Origin of the sequence: Corynebacterium sp. ES2794-CONJ1 (genome assembly GCF_025660615.1) — a bacterium.
GTDB lineage: Bacteria > Actinomycetota > Actinomycetes > Mycobacteriales > Mycobacteriaceae > Corynebacterium.
Genome location: NZ_JAOTIM010000002.1, coordinates 59,535 through 74,442, shown reverse-complemented (window position 1 = coordinate 74,442; position 14,908 = coordinate 59,535). Strand labels below are relative to the sequence as shown.

15 protein-coding genes are annotated in these 14,908 nt (G+C 53.4%); 8 read left to right on the top strand and 7 right to left on the bottom strand.

What is annotated here, in order from left to right:
* Nucleotides 1–78 precede the first annotated feature (78 nt).
* Both hpf and secA read left to right on the top strand, forming a co-directional pair.
* A complete protein-coding gene (gene hpf, locus N7326_RS02685; RefSeq protein ID WP_263088208.1) occupies nucleotides 79–744 on the top strand; it encodes a ribosome hibernation-promoting factor, HPF/YfiA family in 666 nt (221 codons plus the stop codon).
* A 289-nt stretch (nucleotides 745–1,033) separates the two neighbouring features.
* Nucleotides 1,034–3,604: a preprotein translocase subunit SecA gene (gene secA, locus N7326_RS02680; protein WP_259077171.1), complete on the top strand. Its 2,571-nt coding sequence runs from the start codon at nucleotides 1,034–1,036 to the stop codon at nucleotides 3,602–3,604.
* A 102-nt stretch (nucleotides 3,605–3,706) separates the two neighbouring features.
* Here secA and N7326_RS02675 read toward each other — a convergent pair whose 3' ends face one another.
* On the bottom strand, nucleotides 3,707–4,150 hold the full coding sequence (locus tag N7326_RS02675) for a hypothetical protein (protein ID WP_259158103.1): 444 nt from the start codon (nucleotides 4,148–4,150) through the stop codon (nucleotides 3,707–3,709).
* Nucleotides 4,151–4,373: 223 nt separating this feature from the next.
* Here N7326_RS02675 and N7326_RS02670 point away from each other — a divergent pair, with 223 nt between their 5' ends.
* The 4 genes from N7326_RS02670 to N7326_RS02655 all read left to right on the top strand — a co-directional run bounded on the left by N7326_RS02670 (nucleotide 4,374) and on the right by N7326_RS02655 (nucleotide 7,905).
* Complete coding sequence (locus N7326_RS02670) at nucleotides 4,374–4,784, top strand: HAD family hydrolase (protein ID WP_259077169.1); 411 nt, start codon at nucleotides 4,374–4,376, stop codon at nucleotides 4,782–4,784.
* A complete protein-coding gene (locus N7326_RS02665; protein ID WP_259077168.1) occupies nucleotides 4,784–5,290 on the top strand; it encodes a DUF6912 family protein in 507 nt (168 codons plus the stop codon). The genes N7326_RS02670 and N7326_RS02665 overlap by 1 nt, the downstream gene beginning before the upstream one ends.
* 217 nt (nucleotides 5,291–5,507) lie before the next feature.
* Nucleotides 5,508–6,599: a ferredoxin reductase gene (locus N7326_RS02660; RefSeq protein WP_259077167.1), complete on the top strand. Its 1,092-nt coding sequence runs from the start codon at nucleotides 5,508–5,510 to the stop codon at nucleotides 6,597–6,599.
* 19 nt (nucleotides 6,600–6,618) lie between these two features.
* Nucleotides 6,619–7,905, top strand: a complete 1,287-nt coding sequence (locus tag N7326_RS02655; protein ID WP_259077166.1) for a fatty acid desaturase family protein — start codon at nucleotides 6,619–6,621, stop codon at nucleotides 7,903–7,905.
* Between the two features lie 16 nt (nucleotides 7,906–7,921).
* Here N7326_RS02655 and rsgA read toward each other — a convergent pair whose 3' ends face one another.
* Entirely contained in the window at nucleotides 7,922–8,941 is a 1,020-nt protein-coding gene (gene rsgA / locus N7326_RS02650; RefSeq protein WP_259077165.1) for a ribosome small subunit-dependent GTPase A, read from the bottom strand.
* 8 nt (nucleotides 8,942–8,949) lie between these two features.
* Complete coding sequence (aroA, locus tag N7326_RS02645) at nucleotides 8,950–10,275, bottom strand: 3-phosphoshikimate 1-carboxyvinyltransferase (protein ID WP_259289316.1); 1,326 nt, start codon at nucleotides 10,273–10,275, stop codon at nucleotides 8,950–8,952.
* 18 nt (nucleotides 10,276–10,293) lie between these two features.
* Between aroA and N7326_RS02640 the strand changes: the two genes are divergently transcribed.
* On the top strand, nucleotides 10,294–11,043 hold the full coding sequence (locus N7326_RS02640) for an SOS response-associated peptidase (RefSeq protein WP_259289315.1): 750 nt from the start codon (nucleotides 10,294–10,296) through the stop codon (nucleotides 11,041–11,043).
* Between the two features lie 45 nt (nucleotides 11,044–11,088).
* On the opposite strand, the gene ybaK is transcribed toward N7326_RS02640, so the two are convergent.
* The 3 genes from ybaK to N7326_RS02630 form a co-directional block, all read right to left on the bottom strand.
* Nucleotides 11,089–11,589: a Cys-tRNA(Pro) deacylase gene (gene ybaK, locus N7326_RS02635; RefSeq protein WP_259289314.1), complete on the bottom strand. Its 501-nt coding sequence runs from the start codon at nucleotides 11,587–11,589 to the stop codon at nucleotides 11,089–11,091.
* 208 nt (nucleotides 11,590–11,797) lie between these two features.
* Nucleotides 11,798–11,872 carry a 50S ribosomal protein bL37 gene (locus N7326_RS09395; RefSeq protein ID WP_396124722.1) on the bottom strand — a complete coding sequence of 25 codons (75 nt, stop codon included), beginning with the start codon at nucleotides 11,870–11,872 and terminating at the stop codon, nucleotides 11,798–11,800.
* 287 nt (nucleotides 11,873–12,159) lie between these two features.
* A complete protein-coding gene (locus N7326_RS02630; protein ID WP_259077161.1) occupies nucleotides 12,160–12,420 on the bottom strand; it encodes a WhiB family transcriptional regulator in 261 nt (86 codons plus the stop codon).
* 719 nt (nucleotides 12,421–13,139) lie between these two features.
* On the opposite strand from N7326_RS02630, the gene N7326_RS02625 reads away from it, so the two are divergent.
* Nucleotides 13,140–13,571, top strand: coding sequence for a hypothetical protein (locus N7326_RS02625; RefSeq protein WP_259077160.1), 432 nt, complete (start codon nucleotides 13,140–13,142; stop codon nucleotides 13,569–13,571).
* A 22-nt stretch (nucleotides 13,572–13,593) separates the two neighbouring features.
* Here the strand turns inward: N7326_RS02625 and N7326_RS02620 are convergent, their stop codons facing one another.
* A complete protein-coding gene (locus N7326_RS02620) occupies nucleotides 13,594–14,886 on the bottom strand; it encodes an Rv3212 family protein (RefSeq protein ID WP_259289313.1) in 1,293 nt (430 codons plus the stop codon).
* Between the last annotated feature and the right edge of the window lie 22 nt (nucleotides 14,887–14,908).

The window sequence follows — 14,908 nt, the reverse complement described above, 5'->3', positions numbered from 1 at the left end:
GCTTCCCGCCACATTTTCCTTATCTTGAGTAATCCTTCACAAGATTCGGGTGGCGGCCGACCAGGAAGGTACGTGACTATGACCACGCCTGCTGAAAAAGATACCCTGAGCCCCGATGTCCAGTTAACAATTACTGGCCGTAATGTCGAGGTTCCAGAGCACTTCGCGGAGCGCGTGCGGAGCAAGTTAGGAAAAATCGCCCGCCTCGACCCGACTCTCACCTTCTTCCACGTGGAGCTCCAGCACGAGCGCAACCCACGCCGCGCCAACGAGAGTGATCGGATCCAGATCACGGCAACCGGCAAAGGCCATATTGCGCGAGCTGAAGCGAAAGAGGACTCCTTCTACGCTGCTCTGGAAACGGTTCTCTCACGTATGGAACGTTCCCTGCGTAAGGTGAAGGCACGTCGTTCGATCTCCCTATCTGGTCACCGTGCCCCTAAGAACACTGGCGAGATTGTTGCCGGATTGGTCAATGAATCTGAGAGGCGAGCCGCCAAAGAGGATACTCGCGAGGACTTATATGATCATGATCCTTATGCTGATCAGGTCCAAGATATCCAGCCGGGACAAATCGTTCGTACCAAAGAGCACCCCGCCAAGCCTATGAGCGTTGACGATGCGCTGAGCGAGATGGAATTGGTTGGTCATGATTTCTATCTCTTCATCAATGAGGAGACGGGTAACCCGTCGGTGGTTTATCGCCGCCACGCATTCGATTATGGATTGATCTCCTTGAGCTAGGTCAAACTAGGTCGAGCTTGGTCGCGCGAGGTCGTGCGCGGTTGAGCCAGGCCCTCCGCCCGTGGTCCCCTCGGGGAGGCGGCGGAGGGTCTTTGATTTTTCACCCCAATCTATGATTGGGGTTCTTGCTTTGTAACTGTTGTGAGTACAATGGTCACGGAGAAATAGCGAGGTGCCTATTGGAACGATATAGGTAACCTTTATTCCCGAGTTTCGCTGCGGTTCGTCGTGGTGGGCGAGGGGTTAAAAACCACTAAAACTTACCATTTGCTAGTAAAGGAACTCACTCGTGTTCGGACTTTCTAAGATGCTGCGCATCGGCGAAGGACGCAAAGTTAAGCGTCTTCAGAAAATTGCAGAGGAAGTGCTGGCTCTCGAGCCACAGTACTCCGATCTCACCGATGAGGAGTTGAAAGCCAAGACCGAAGAGTTCAAGAGTCGCATCGCAGACGGAGAGACCGTCGATGATCTGCTTCTCGAGGCATTTGCTGTTGCTAGGGAGGCTGCTTGGCGCGTCTTGGGACAAAAGCACTATTTGGTGCAAGTGATGGGCGGTGCGGCTTTGCACTTCGGCTCAGTGGCCGAGATGCGCACAGGTGAGGGTAAGACCCTGACCTGTGTATTGCCCGCCTACCTTAATGCGCTCGAAGGTAAGGGCGTGCACGTGGTGACGGTTAACGATTACCTTGCTAAGCGCGATGCCGAGTGGATGGGACGTGTGCACCGCTTCCTTGGCCTGGAAGTGGGAGTCATTCTTTCGAATATGCGCCCTGACGAGCGTCGCGAGGCCTATAACGCCGATATTACCTACGGTACTAATAACGAGCTCGGCTTCGATTACCTCCGCGATAATATGGTGCATACCCTCAACGATTTAGTGCAGCGTGGCCACCATTATGCAATCGTCGACGAGGTTGACTCTATTCTTATCGACGAAGCTCGAACCCCGCTGATCATTTCAGGTCCCGCTGATGGCGCCTCTCAGCACTACAACGTGTTCGCGGCACTCGCTCCGAAGATGAAGGTGGATATCCATTATGATGTCGACCATCGTAAGCGCACCGTTGGTGTGCGTGAAGAGGGTGTTGCCTTCGTCGAAGATATGCTGGGTATCGAGAATCTATATGCCCCTGAGAATTCGATGTTGGTGTCATATCTCAATAATGCATTGAAGGCTAAAGAGCTGTTCACCCGCGATAAGGACTATATCGTGCGCAACGGTGAGGTCATGATTGTCGATGACTTCACGGGCCGTGTGCTTGATGGTCGCCGCTATAACGAGGGTATGCATCAGGCTATCGAGGCGAAGGAGAAGGTGGAGATCAAAAATGAGAACCAGACCTTAGCCACCATCACTTTGCAGAATTACTTCCGCCTCTATGAGAAGCTGGCCGGAATGACCGGTACCGCTGAGACAGAGGCAGCCGAATTGCACCAGATCTATAAGCTGGACGTGGTTCCCATTCCAACTAACCGGCCACCGCACCGCGATGATATGACCGATTTGGTGTATAAGACCCAAGAGGCAAAATTTGCCGCAGTGGTAGAAGATATCGTTGATTGCGTTCAGCGCCGCCAGCCGGTGCTCGTTGGTACCACCTCAGTGGAGCGCTCCGAGTATTTATCTCAGCTCCTCCAACGCAAAGGTGTGAAGCATCATGTCCTTAATGCCAAGCATCATGCTGAAGAGGCCGAAATTGTAGCCAAGGCAGGCTTGCCAAGTGCTGTCACGGTTGCTACCAATATGGCCGGTCGTGGTACCGATATTGTGCTGGGTGGTAACCCCGATATCTTGGCTGATATAGCACTGCGCGATCGCGGTTTGGATCCCGTGGAGACCCCTGAGGAATACGAAGCCGCCTGGGATGACGAGCTTGCAAAGCAAAAGACGCGCTCGGAGTCTCTAGCCGACGAGGTACGCGAAGCGGGCGGTTTATATGTGCTCGGTACTGAGCGCCACGAATCCCGCCGCATTGATAATCAGCTGCGCGGCCGCGCGGGTCGTCAGGGTGACCCAGGTACTACTCGTTTCTATCTCTCTATGCGCGATGACCTGATGGTTCGATTTGTCGGGCAGACCATGGAGAATATGATGAATCGCCTCAACGTTCCCGATGATGTCCCTATTGAGGCAAAGATGGTTACCAACTCTATAAAGGGTGCGCAGGCACAGGTTGAGAACCAGAACTTTGAGATGCGTAAAAACGTCCTCAAATACGATGAGGTCATGAACGAGCAGCGTAAGGTCATCTACCGTGAGCGTCGCGAGATTCTGGAGTCAGCCAATATCGCCGATAATATCCAAGCGATGATTGACGAAACTATCTCCGCCTACGTGGATGGCGCTACAGCCAATGGCTATGTTGAGGATTGGGACCTTGATGCACTGTGGAATGCCCTGGAGTCCCTCTACGGACCGTCGATGACCCCGCAGTCGCTTATCGAAGGCTCCCAGTATGGCCGCCCCGGCGAGCTGAGTTCAGATGAACTGCGGGAAGCCGTGCTGGCTGATGCTCATGAACAATATGCAGCTCTTGAAGAGCTGGTCAGCACAGTCGCTGGTGACAAGCAGATGCGTTACCTCGAACGCCAGGTCATCCTGCCCATCATTGACCAGAAATGGCGCGAGCATCTCTACGAGATGGACTACCTCAAGGAAGGTATCGGCTTGCGCGCCATGGCGCAACGCGATCCCTTGGTTGAATACCAAAAAGAGGGAGGCGATATGTTTAATGCTATGAAAGATGCCATCAAGGAAGAAACCGTACGCCAGCTTTTCATGCTCCGGCGCACCTTCCAGGCCCAAGCTGATGCCGCTGCTGCTCAACTGGCTGAACAGCGCGATTCCGCCGAGGCGTAGACCGCACTCGGCAGACAGAACTCGATCATTATCAGCCTGCGGAGCGGGTTGTAACCCCTGATAGACAGGATGGTTGCAGCCCGCTCCTTTGGGTATCAGAGATCAGATAACGCGAAGAGTGGAGATACGGACTGCGGTGCCCTCTTCTTTCTTGACGGTGGCAGTAAAGGCGCGGTGATCAGGGCCGACTGAAAAGGTGCCATAAGCCTCGTATACGTGCACGGGGGCGTCGAGGGAGGTGTGATAGGTGTCCTTCTTGCGGAAAAAATGGAGGCTGGCGATCTGGATATGGCCGAGCTGTGTATGTGAGGTTGGCTGTCCCTTTAGTTTTGCGCGTATATGCCTGATGACTGCTGCGTCGTAAGAGCTGGCGCGCAGGACTGAGATGGGCTTTTGACCGCACGCGCATTGAAGCGCTCGGTAGAGAGAGCATTTGATGTGCGTTGTTATGTCTTCGGGGAGTGTGACCGGCGGCGGATGATAGATCCGGCGAGGTTCGTATTCTGCACACTGGAGAAGGGCGAATCCGGGTTTAGGATGGTACATGACGCTCCTTTGGTAGGGTTGAGCGCCACGGAACCAATGATGATCGAGCTGTGGTAGGCCTATCGAGCAATGGTAAGGATATTCATGGGCGGTGGTGGGCTTGGCGGGTTTTAGACCCGAGCCCTGAATGCCTCGTGCTAAAAAATCCTACTAGATATATGCAACAATAGGATCAGTCTAATTGTAAGCGATATGGCTTAAAAAAGTGAGGTGGAGATTAATCGTGCAAGGCTTAATTGTGGATTATGTGGGGGTGCTTGATGGCCCCGAAGAGGAGCAGTATCGCTGGCGTCATGTACTGAAGGCATTGCGAGCTCAGGGAATCGCGACGGCCGTACTCTCCAATGATCCAGGCGGCCCCGGTGCTGAGCCGATCCGTGTGTTGGCTAGCTCCGGTGTGGTAGATGCCGTTGTCCTTTCCGGAGAGATTGGGGCGGAGAAGCCTGATTTCGCTGCTTTCCAAGCAGCAGCCGATGCTATTGGTATTCCCATGCAGGACTGCGTTATGGTCGACGATTCGATTGTCAATGTGCGCGGTGCCGTAGAAGCTGGTCTCGTGGGATCCTACTATCAGCAATTTGATCGCACCTTGGTAGAGCTGCAGAGTATTTTCAAGTTTGAGGGCGAGTTCTAGTGCGAGTCTATATTCCCGCCACTGTCGGTTATTTGCGGTCTTTGGAAGAGGACGGAATCTTAAGCGTGCGTTCGGGCTACGGTTTCGCAGTCACCGCGGCACTGCGGGAGAGCTATGAATCCGGTGAAGAGGAAGATTTTGAGGAGATTGCTTTCGATGAGGCGGCGCGGGCGTCTATACGTTTACTCGCTCTCTATGACGAGGAATATTATCCGCACCGTCGCGTGGTGATCTCAGTAGATCTTCCCGATGCGAATCTTCACCCAGATCCTGACCTGGGGGAGGCTGTGGTGCGTGTGGACCCACCGCGTATTCACCGTGAAGATCTGGCCGCCATTCACGTCGATGCCGCAGGTAGTGAGGAGGCCACTGCGAAGGCCATCAAAGTGATCGATGAAGCTGATCTTGGTGATGAGATCGCGGAATTGGCCGTGGGAGATGCTATCGATAATTATATGGCATGGTATGACCCATCCGAGCTGCCGGTGTTAATCGATCTGTTGTAGAAACCATCGATAAATTAAGAATCCCACTGCATACATGGCAGTGGGATTTTTATTGCACAATAACCTACGGTGCGGTAAGCTACGGTAGCGTAAGTTTTGAGGGGAAAACCTTTCACCCTAGTGGAAGAAAGGTTACCCCCGCTCACAACTCCACTCAGACTTTCACTGTGACATCTACCCTGACATCTACCCAGCCATCTACCCAGAAATCCACATTATGGAACAACTGCCAACCCCACCTAGTACAAAAACCACCCGTGATCGCCTCAGCCGTATCCGCTCCGCATTGAAGCGACTGACCACACCGTTATTACCCGACGACTACGCAGTTTTACTCAACCCCCTATGGTCCACGCGGGAATTGCGCGGTTTGATTGTCAGCGCACATAAACAAGCTGATGCCGTGCATCTCAAAATTAAGCCGGGCTGGGGCGTACCAGTGAGCTTTCGCGCTGGACAATACATAGGTATCGGCGTAGAGATCGACGGACGATTTGTGTGGAGGTCGTATTCACTGACAGGTGCTCCCAGCCTAGGTGACGGTCTGCTGTCGATCACTGTCAAAGCTGTGGAAAAAGGAAAACTCTCCCAGCACCTTGTGGGCATGGCTAAACCGAAGATGGTGGTGCGCCTAGCCGCTCCCGCAGGAGATTTCCATCTTGAAGATCCACCACCCCCCGCTTTGGCATTTATCGGAGCAGGTGCCGGTATTACCCCCATAATCTCAATGGTGCGCACCCTCGCCGAACAGGATCACCTCCGCCATTGCGACACCTATCTGCTCTACAGTGTGCGAGCGGAGGAATGCTGCTTCTTCGAGGAGGAATTGCGCGATTTGGCGCGCCGCTATCCAACATTCCGCGTGCACATTAATATCACTTCCACAGAGGGCCGCATTACCCCCGATCATATCCATGAATTCTGCCCCGATATTGCCGATCGCGTGGTGTATGCATGCGGGCCAGAGAAGATGCTCGACGCCTACGAAGAGTGGGCAACCGCCCAGGGCGTGACTCTAAAGACAGAACGCTTCACATTTTCGCGCGAATCGGACGCCCAAGGCGGCACGATCGACTTCGGCAACGGACGTAGCCTGAGTGTTGATGGGGCGACCACAATCTTAGAGGCCGCTGAAGAGTTGCAGGTGGGTCTTCCCTTTGGTTGTCGTATGGGAATCTGTCAGACCTGCGTATGCACTCTTAAAACCGGGATGGCTCTCAATTTGAAAACAGGCGAAGCGTACGAAGCAGGCACCCGCTTGAGAACGTGCGTCTCGGTGGCCTGCGGCGATATAGAACTAGCACACTAAAAAAGTAAAGGAGCCTTTAATGGCTATCGACAATATTCAGGCATATGCTCATTTAAGCGATGACGATATCATCGACATTGGACACAAATTTGATTCGGTAAAAAAAGACATCATGTCCGACTTGGGCCCCAAGGACGCCGCCTATATTAAGCGGCTGATTCGCATCCAGAGAGGGCTTGAGGTTGCAGGAAGAATCTCTCTGCTTTTCCCGAGGAAGAAACCACTCTGGTGGGCTGGCACCACTATGCTTACCGTGTCGAAGATTTTAGAAAATCTCGAAATCGGTCATAACGTTCTTCACGGGCAGTGGGACTGGATGAATGACCCCGAAATTCATTCCACCACCTGGGAATGGGATATTGTTTGCCCTTCGTCTCAATGGAGACATGCCCATAACTATATTCACCACACGTATACCAATGTTCTCGGTATGGACAATGATGTTGGATACGGAGTCCTCCGTGTGACCCGCGATCGTGCCTGGAGCCCTTTATTTGCCTTCCAGCCCGTGATTAATACAGTGCTCGCAAGCCTGTTTCAGTGGGCTGTCGGCTATTACGATGTGGAACTCGGGCGCTACTTCACCAAACGAGCCACATGGGCGGACGTTAAGGATAAATTCTGGGAAACCACGCGTAAGGCTGGCCGACATAATGTGAGGGATTATATTCTTTACCCGGCACTATCAGGCCCTGGCTATAAACAATCCATTAAAGCGGCCCTCGTAGCCAATGGTATCCGCAATATATGGGCCTATGCTGTTATTTTCTGTGGGCATTTCCCCGACGAAGCTGAAACCTTCACCAAAGAGCAGTTTAGGAATGAAGATCATAACCAGTGGTATCTAAGGCAGATGCTGGGATCAGCCAATTTCCACGGAGGTAAAGTGCTCACGGTCATGTCAGGAAATCTCAACTACCAGGTTGAGCACCATCTATTTCCGGATATGCCATCGAACAGACTGGCAGAAGCGTCCCTAAAGGTTCGGGAGATCTGCCAAGAATATCAGTTACCATATAACGTCGATTCCTTTGCAGCGCAGCTTTTTAAGGTGCAGAAAACTCTCTTGAAGCTCACCCTGCCCAATAAGTACCTAGTAGCAGATAAGGATAATGCTCCCGAAGTTCGATCGAATAGAGCATTCACGAAAAACCCCCACATTGAAGCCCAGTTAACCCACGGTGAGCACAGCGGTACTCGACGCGGATTGACCGTGGGATTACGACTCCTTAAAGAATTACGTCCTACAGTTCCCGAGGCTGTCAAGGTGATAGTGCGCCGCACAACGAAGGGGTTAGGGGCTTAGATCCAAAGCTTCATATCTAAAGTTCCCAATCGGCCTTGGAGCGCAGGGCCTGGAGGAGCTTGCGCACCGCTTTCACCCGGCGCCCCGCGGGGGAGTCGGTGGGAATGAGGTCGAGGCAGCATTCGGGATCAGCGGGGGGACCCATGTGGGTGCATCCTCGTGGGCAATCCTCAGCGTGAGGCGCTAGATCTTCAAAAACACCGACAACGGTGTCGGCGTCGACGTGTGCTAACCCGAAAGAGCGAATTCCGGGGGTGTCAATAATCCACCCCCTTTTCCCCAAGGGGAGGGCAACTGCTTGGGTCGACGTATGACGTCCTTTACCCACCCCCGATACCTCGCCGGTGGCGCGATGAGCCTCGGGCAGGAGCCTATTGACAAGAGTTGATTTCCCAACCCCTGAGTGCCCAATCAGTGCGGATATCCTATTGTCCAGGACCCGTTCGATAGGTTCGAGAGGATCATCGATACCGCACATCACGACGGGGACGGCGAGAGAGGCAAATTCGCTAGCGAATTCGGCGGGGTCTACCAGATCGGATTTAGTCAGGCAGATGACTGGTTGTAAGTTGCCGACAAATGCTGCCACCAGGGCTCTTTCAACGAAACCTGCTCGCGGTGGGGGATCGGCTACAGCGCATACTATGAGTAACTGGTGGGCGTTAGCGACCACGATGCGTTCATAGGGATCTGTATCATCTGCCGTGCGACGCAGGACCGAGTTTCGATCCTCTAATTTGACGATGCGAGCTAGGGTGCCGGGTTTTCCAGATATATCACCGACGACACCCACACGGTCGCCAACCTCGACGGGAGTTCGTCCCATCTCCCGAGCCCGCATGCACACGATCGCTTCATCGGGCGTGGTGGCAGAATCGAGCACAACACCCCAGCGGCCACGGTCCTTGGTTATCACCATTCCAAATTCGGCATCGTCGTGACGCGGACGGTCTTTAGTGCGTGGCCGCGACCGCTTGGATGGCCGCACTCGCACATCTGACTCATCCCAAGACCGTGAGACATTACCCCTAGCCACTATGACGTTTATTCTCCCTTCAGCATTGCATGCCAGCGTTGATCAAAATTGGGAAGAGTTTTCGAGGTGGTATCGATGTCGTCGATGAGCACCCCGGGTATCACCAGACCAATAATAGCTCCTGCCGTTGCCATTCTATGATCCGCATAGCTGTGCCACGTGCCCGCACGCAGCGGGCGAGGTTCGATGATCAAACCGTCGTCGCGCTCACTACAGTGGCCTCCAAGACCATTGATTTCATCAGCCAAAGCACTCAGCCGATCGGTTTCGTGGCCTCTTAAATGGCCGATACCTGTGAGAGAGCTCGTGTCGCTTGCCAGTGCTGCCATCGCCGCTACCGTTGGAGTCAACTCCCCGATATCTGACATATCGAGATTAATTCCGCGCAGCTGACCTAAAGGCGGTGCGTGCACGATAAGATCGTGTGAATAGTGGCTGTGAGCATATTCGATCCGGGCACCCATCTGTTTAACGATATAGCGAATCGCATCACCAGCCTGGGTCGATTGAATCGGCCAATTGCGAATGCGCACGACCCCTCCCGTGACCATCGCGGCAGCGATAAAAGGGGTGGCATTAGAGAGATCTGGCTCAATCTCCCAATCATGACCCGAGATGGGGCCAGGGTGCACCGTCCATTGATGAGTTACTGAGGTATCAACCTCCGCTCCCGCCTCCCGCAACATCTCAACCGTCATCGTAATATGCGGAGTGCTGGGCAGTGGGCCGCCAGCGTGATTAATGACTAGGCCGTGATGGTATCGAGGAGCCGCCATGAGTAGTCCAGAGACAAACTGCGAAGAGGCAGAGGCATCGATGGTGACCTCTCCTCCCGCAACTTCCCCGCTGCCTTCAATGCTAAGCGGGAGGCTGCTGCCTGAAATATTGACTCCTAGCTGTTGCAATCCTGCAATTACCCCACCCATAGGGCGAGAGCCCGCATGCGGATCGCCATCCATATAAACTCTGCCGTTGGCCATTGCCGCTATCGGGGGAATAAAACGCATGACCGTCCCCGCCAGGCCGCAATCGATGGGACCGCCCACCAGTTGGGTGGTCGGGCGGATGAAATAACAAGCGCATGAGGGATCGTCGGGATGAGGCTGTAGATCAATCTCGCATCCTAAACTGCGCAGTGCCTGCACCATGAGAGAAGTATCGCGGCTTAAAAGAGCGCCTGTAATACGGGAAGGCTCGGTGGCAAGAGCAGATAGAACCAAGGCTCTATTAGTCATCGACTTGGAACCTGGAACGCTCACAGTTGCTCGCACTGGTGTGCCCGGCGAGGGCGCTCGCCACCATGAAGTTCCTGGAATATAGGCGGAAGAGGTCATGTAGACCATACTAAAGGTATGTGTGGTCGATATGTGCTTTTTGCCGAGGCTGAGGAACTGCTTGATCATGGAGGGGTATTGAATATACAGGCACCCTACGGGGTGCCGCCCGCTCGCTACAATATAGCGCCTACGCATATAATCCCTATCCTCGCTATTGGGGACGCGGGGGTAGAGAGAAGAGCTGATAGTGGATTGGACGTACCGAAACCCCAAGCTCTCAGCACCCTAGCGGGCACTGCCAAGGCATCTCTTCTTCCTGCACGGTGGGGTCTGATTCCCCCTTGGCAGAGCACCCCGAGCGGGCCGCCCCTTTTTAATGCCCGTGCGGAAACAGTGACGCAGAAGCCGAGTTTTAAAGCGGCCTTTGCTAGGCGGCGCTGCCTCATCCCGATGAATGGCTACTATGAGTGGAAACACAAGGAGCCTTTTTATATCCACGCCACAACGCTGATGTGGGCGGCCGGTATCTACGAGACGCACCACAATTGCTTATCGACGACGATCATCACCACGCAGGCTATCGAGCCGGTTGCTGAGATTCACCATAGAATGCCCTTATTTATTCCGCGAGTCAACCATATGACGTGGTTACAAGACTCGACTAATGGTGAGCCTTGTATGTCCACATCCTTTCTCGCTGAGGAACTACTCGATAATATTGACTCCAGCTACTACGAGAATCTTCATATCGATCGAGCGAACCCTCTCGTGGGGCATATTAAGAATGAGGGCCCGCACCTTCTGGAGAATCCGGGGTTGTTTTAAAAGGTTCTACGGGACTAATGCCCAGGCCGGTGACCTTTAGATCTGCTATGCCTGAATGTCGGCAAAGCTAGCGTTCGTGAGGGTGGCTAGGTCTTGCGGCCTTACTTCCACATCCAATCCGCGACGACCACCTGAGACAAAGATACTATCGGCCAGTAGTGCGGTTTCATCTACCACGGTAGGCAATGGATTCTTATGGCCGATAGGTGATATGCCTCCCGGTACATAGCCCGAGGACTTACTGGCGTCGTGGGGATCGGCCATTGTTGCCTTGGGAACACCGAAGGCTTTGGCTGCTTTTTTTAAACTCAGATGATACGGCACTGGTAGGCACGCAACCGCTAACTGCCGCTTTGGACCTTTACCTGCCGTTAAGTCGATGACGAGGGTTTTAAAGACCCGCTCAGCCTCTACCTCCAGTGCTGCCACGGCATGCTCGCCGAAGTGGTCGTTGCCCGCCTCGAAAGTGCTGGTGGTGTAGGTGATTCCAGCGTCTTCTAAGGCCTGAAGACAGGGTGTTGCCGCATGAGATTTTTTCTTCGCCATAACTGTCTATTCCTACACCCCCATATAAGGAGGTTCAACATAGCAGCAATGAATGAGGCTAAAGCTCAGTGTCTAAAGGGACGAGTGATGAAATAAAATGTCACAATATGCAGGGTATAAAGTGCATAGTAAAAGGCTGCTCCACGTTCACACTATAAAGCGAACGCGAAGCAGCCTATGATCGAAGCGCTTAAATCACCGCAGTGACTTAGGAATTTGGACGCCTACCGTGGTTGGCGCTCTTCTTACGACGATCCTTGCGTTTACGGCCACGCTTGCTCATAGAATATCTCCTTTAACACAATGAGAGCTGTTAACAGCACGTAGTTTACTTGGTTGGCGGGTGGTGATGTTAATCTGCGAGCCCGAAGGCCCAAAGGTTGTACCCGTCTCGGCTGCAATACTTATCCGTCGTTCCCCGTTAAACGCATACTCGCGGGCGCCCTCTATGATGCCCAGCTAGTGAGCTACGCATTAGCGAAACTAGCGCGGGCATATATGATTTCAAAGGGGGTGGGGGGCTTGAGAAACGGGGAGATTGCTGGTTCTTATCCAACCGGTAGGAGTGCTTTATGCATTCACCCGTGCGCGGCCGCGGCCACGGTTCTTGCGGCGCTTGAGGGCTCGGCGTTCATCCTCGCTCATGCCGCCCCACACTCCGGCGTCCTGGCCCGACTCGAGGGCCCACGCCAGGCACTGCGACGTTACTGGGCAGCGGTTACATACGAGTTTCGCGGTTGCTACCTGCGCTAGGGCAGGACCGGAATTTCCAACGGGGAAGAAGAGTTCAGGGTCTTCATCGCGGCAAACTGCTTTGTGGCGCCAGTCCATAGTATTTACTCCTATATCGTTATAAAGTGCATAGGAATATAGCCTTCTAGGGGACCCCTAGAAAACTAAAATTCCATTAGTTTTAGTACGTGGTGAGAGTATGCATCATGGTCAGAACGCAACGTCGCTGGCTAATACCCCTAAGAGGGTGAGCCAGGCAGTGGGCGCTTGTCTGTGTATGCTGTCTAGTTTTGGGATTTTTACCCCAAAACAGTCCGAAAGCCAACCATCCGTTAAGGAGGTCAGCTCCAAGGCTTGGGCACAAGGATTTCACTCTCACGACTCTCCCCGTGCTTTGGTATGTCGTTGATACTGTCACGTTCCGCACTAAAATGCTAGAGTTTATCCACTAAAAGTGATTAGAAACACTCATTTTCTCCTGTTCTTGGCGACTCACACCAACCCCGGAATTCCTTTTGTCTGAAAAACTCTCGAAATCTTAGAGTTGTGAACTGGTGATATGAATGAAAGCTAAGTGATAACCTCCCGTGACTTTCGTCAAATCGTCGGAGTGCACCCATATAGTTGAATAATCAACAACTTGCTCAAGGTTTCGTAGGGCTCAACGAGGCTCACACGGGCTTGTGGAAGCGTACAGGATTGTACAGAGGCAATAGAATGGTGCCCGAATCGCCGCCGTCGAATCTCAAAACTCTACCGAGGTGATCCCGGTGCCGCGGAGTGGAGGTAAGACCTGCACCTTTAGGTACCATGAATTCATGACGTCGACTTCAGCTATCACGCCCCCCCAGGAGATTAAAATCGCCGCCGCCATCGCGGCCGTCCAGTCGCTAATCGGTATAGGCTATGCCTTCCTTCTTTTCTACCGTGGATTCACTGGCGCCAGTCAACCCGATATCATCTATGAGTCCTCGGATGCAGTAACCTCGGTAGCCTTTGGAACAGCACTATTCTTCCTTATTATTTTCGGAACCGTGATCGTCGGTGCTTACCGAATGGCGAAGGGATTACGGTGGGGCCGTGGACCAGTCATCATGCTAGAGAATTTACTTTTACTTATGTCCTACTATATGTTCACGGGCTCCCAGATCCTTATGGGCGTGGTAACAGCATTGAGCACTATTATGGCTCTCGGGTTGCTCTTTAGCCCACGCTCGGTGCAGTGGGCAGCAGAACGCTTCGCCCACTAGAGAGGCGATATTTAATCCGCTCTCAGGCTGGCTGATAGATTCGAACTTCGCCCCGAGATTTTAGTACTATGCTGCGGCCGGCAACGCCGAGCGCACCTGGAGAGGATTCCACACCACCTGCGATCTGGATCTTCCGTACGGGGTTTCCATCAGCACTTTCAACTGCCGCAAAACCCTCAGCGGTGGGGTAGAGGATATACGAGCCGAGATCCGCAGGTAGCCCAGAAGCGTCGTCGACGACGTAGTCGATATCGAGGGTGAGCGGATGCAAGATATACAGACGCCGTCCATCAAACCACGCGATATGATGCTGCAAGTCATTACTGATCACTGCAGTGGTGGGGCCAGGGCCGGTTTGTTGAATGGGGTCAATCACGCTGTCGGCAACGAGCTTCGCCTCAAGTGTAAAACGCAGATAGTGAGGCTCTGGCTGCTCGATATAGACAGCCGCTGTTTCCTCGGTTATACCCACCACTGCCGGATTCGTTCCAGTCAACTCATACTCGGCGTCGACTTGAGGAGAGCGGGATTCCTCGGGCTCGGTGGAGAGGATTCTTAACCATATGCGATCCTCGCACTGCTCGATTAAAGCTAGTTTTTTTACCCGAGTTTGGGCGCTTATGATCGTGCAGCCCGGATGTGGTTGTAATTCGGGTTCGTGGGGGGTGGGATCGAGGCCATATTCGATGGTGCGTACGAGGTCGGAGCGCCACAGGTCGATGCGTGCAGGGGATATATAACCGACCCGGTCATTAGACACCAACGCGGATACGTCCATGGGTGCGGATGATGAGCGCGTTGAACTATAGGTTCCAGTTGCCGCTTTAAGGCTCACCACATCCCCGCAACCGGCCCCATTGCGATAGATGGCGACAATATCATCCCATGCTTCTGTGACAGCACACAGCGGGAGATCGCGGCTGTAGCTCCAGATCTCTTCACCTGTATCGGGGTCGCTCGCGCTAATAATGCTGGTTTGGTCGATGGTTGTAGTTGTCACCAGCAGTCCTTGAACTAACAGGGGTGCCGGAGCCAAAGAGTCATCGGGGATGCTGCGCAGCTCTACATATTGGTTAGCGAGAGTTTGTGTCTTCTCGGGCGCAGCAAAGGAGCTTTTAGCTGGATGTAGCGAAACGGATCTAATCGGCGCACTAATAACGGCGCTTATAACGAGGCTGAGTGCTGCTATTGCGATGATGGCCGCACTTATATAGTGAAGGGGCGAGGAAATGAGACGGCGAGCTTGCAACGGGTAGCCTTCGGGGGAACGTACCAGCGCGCGTTCGCGCCACTGCCTTTTGTTGAGGGGATTCATCAGTCGAATTCCTTAGACCAGG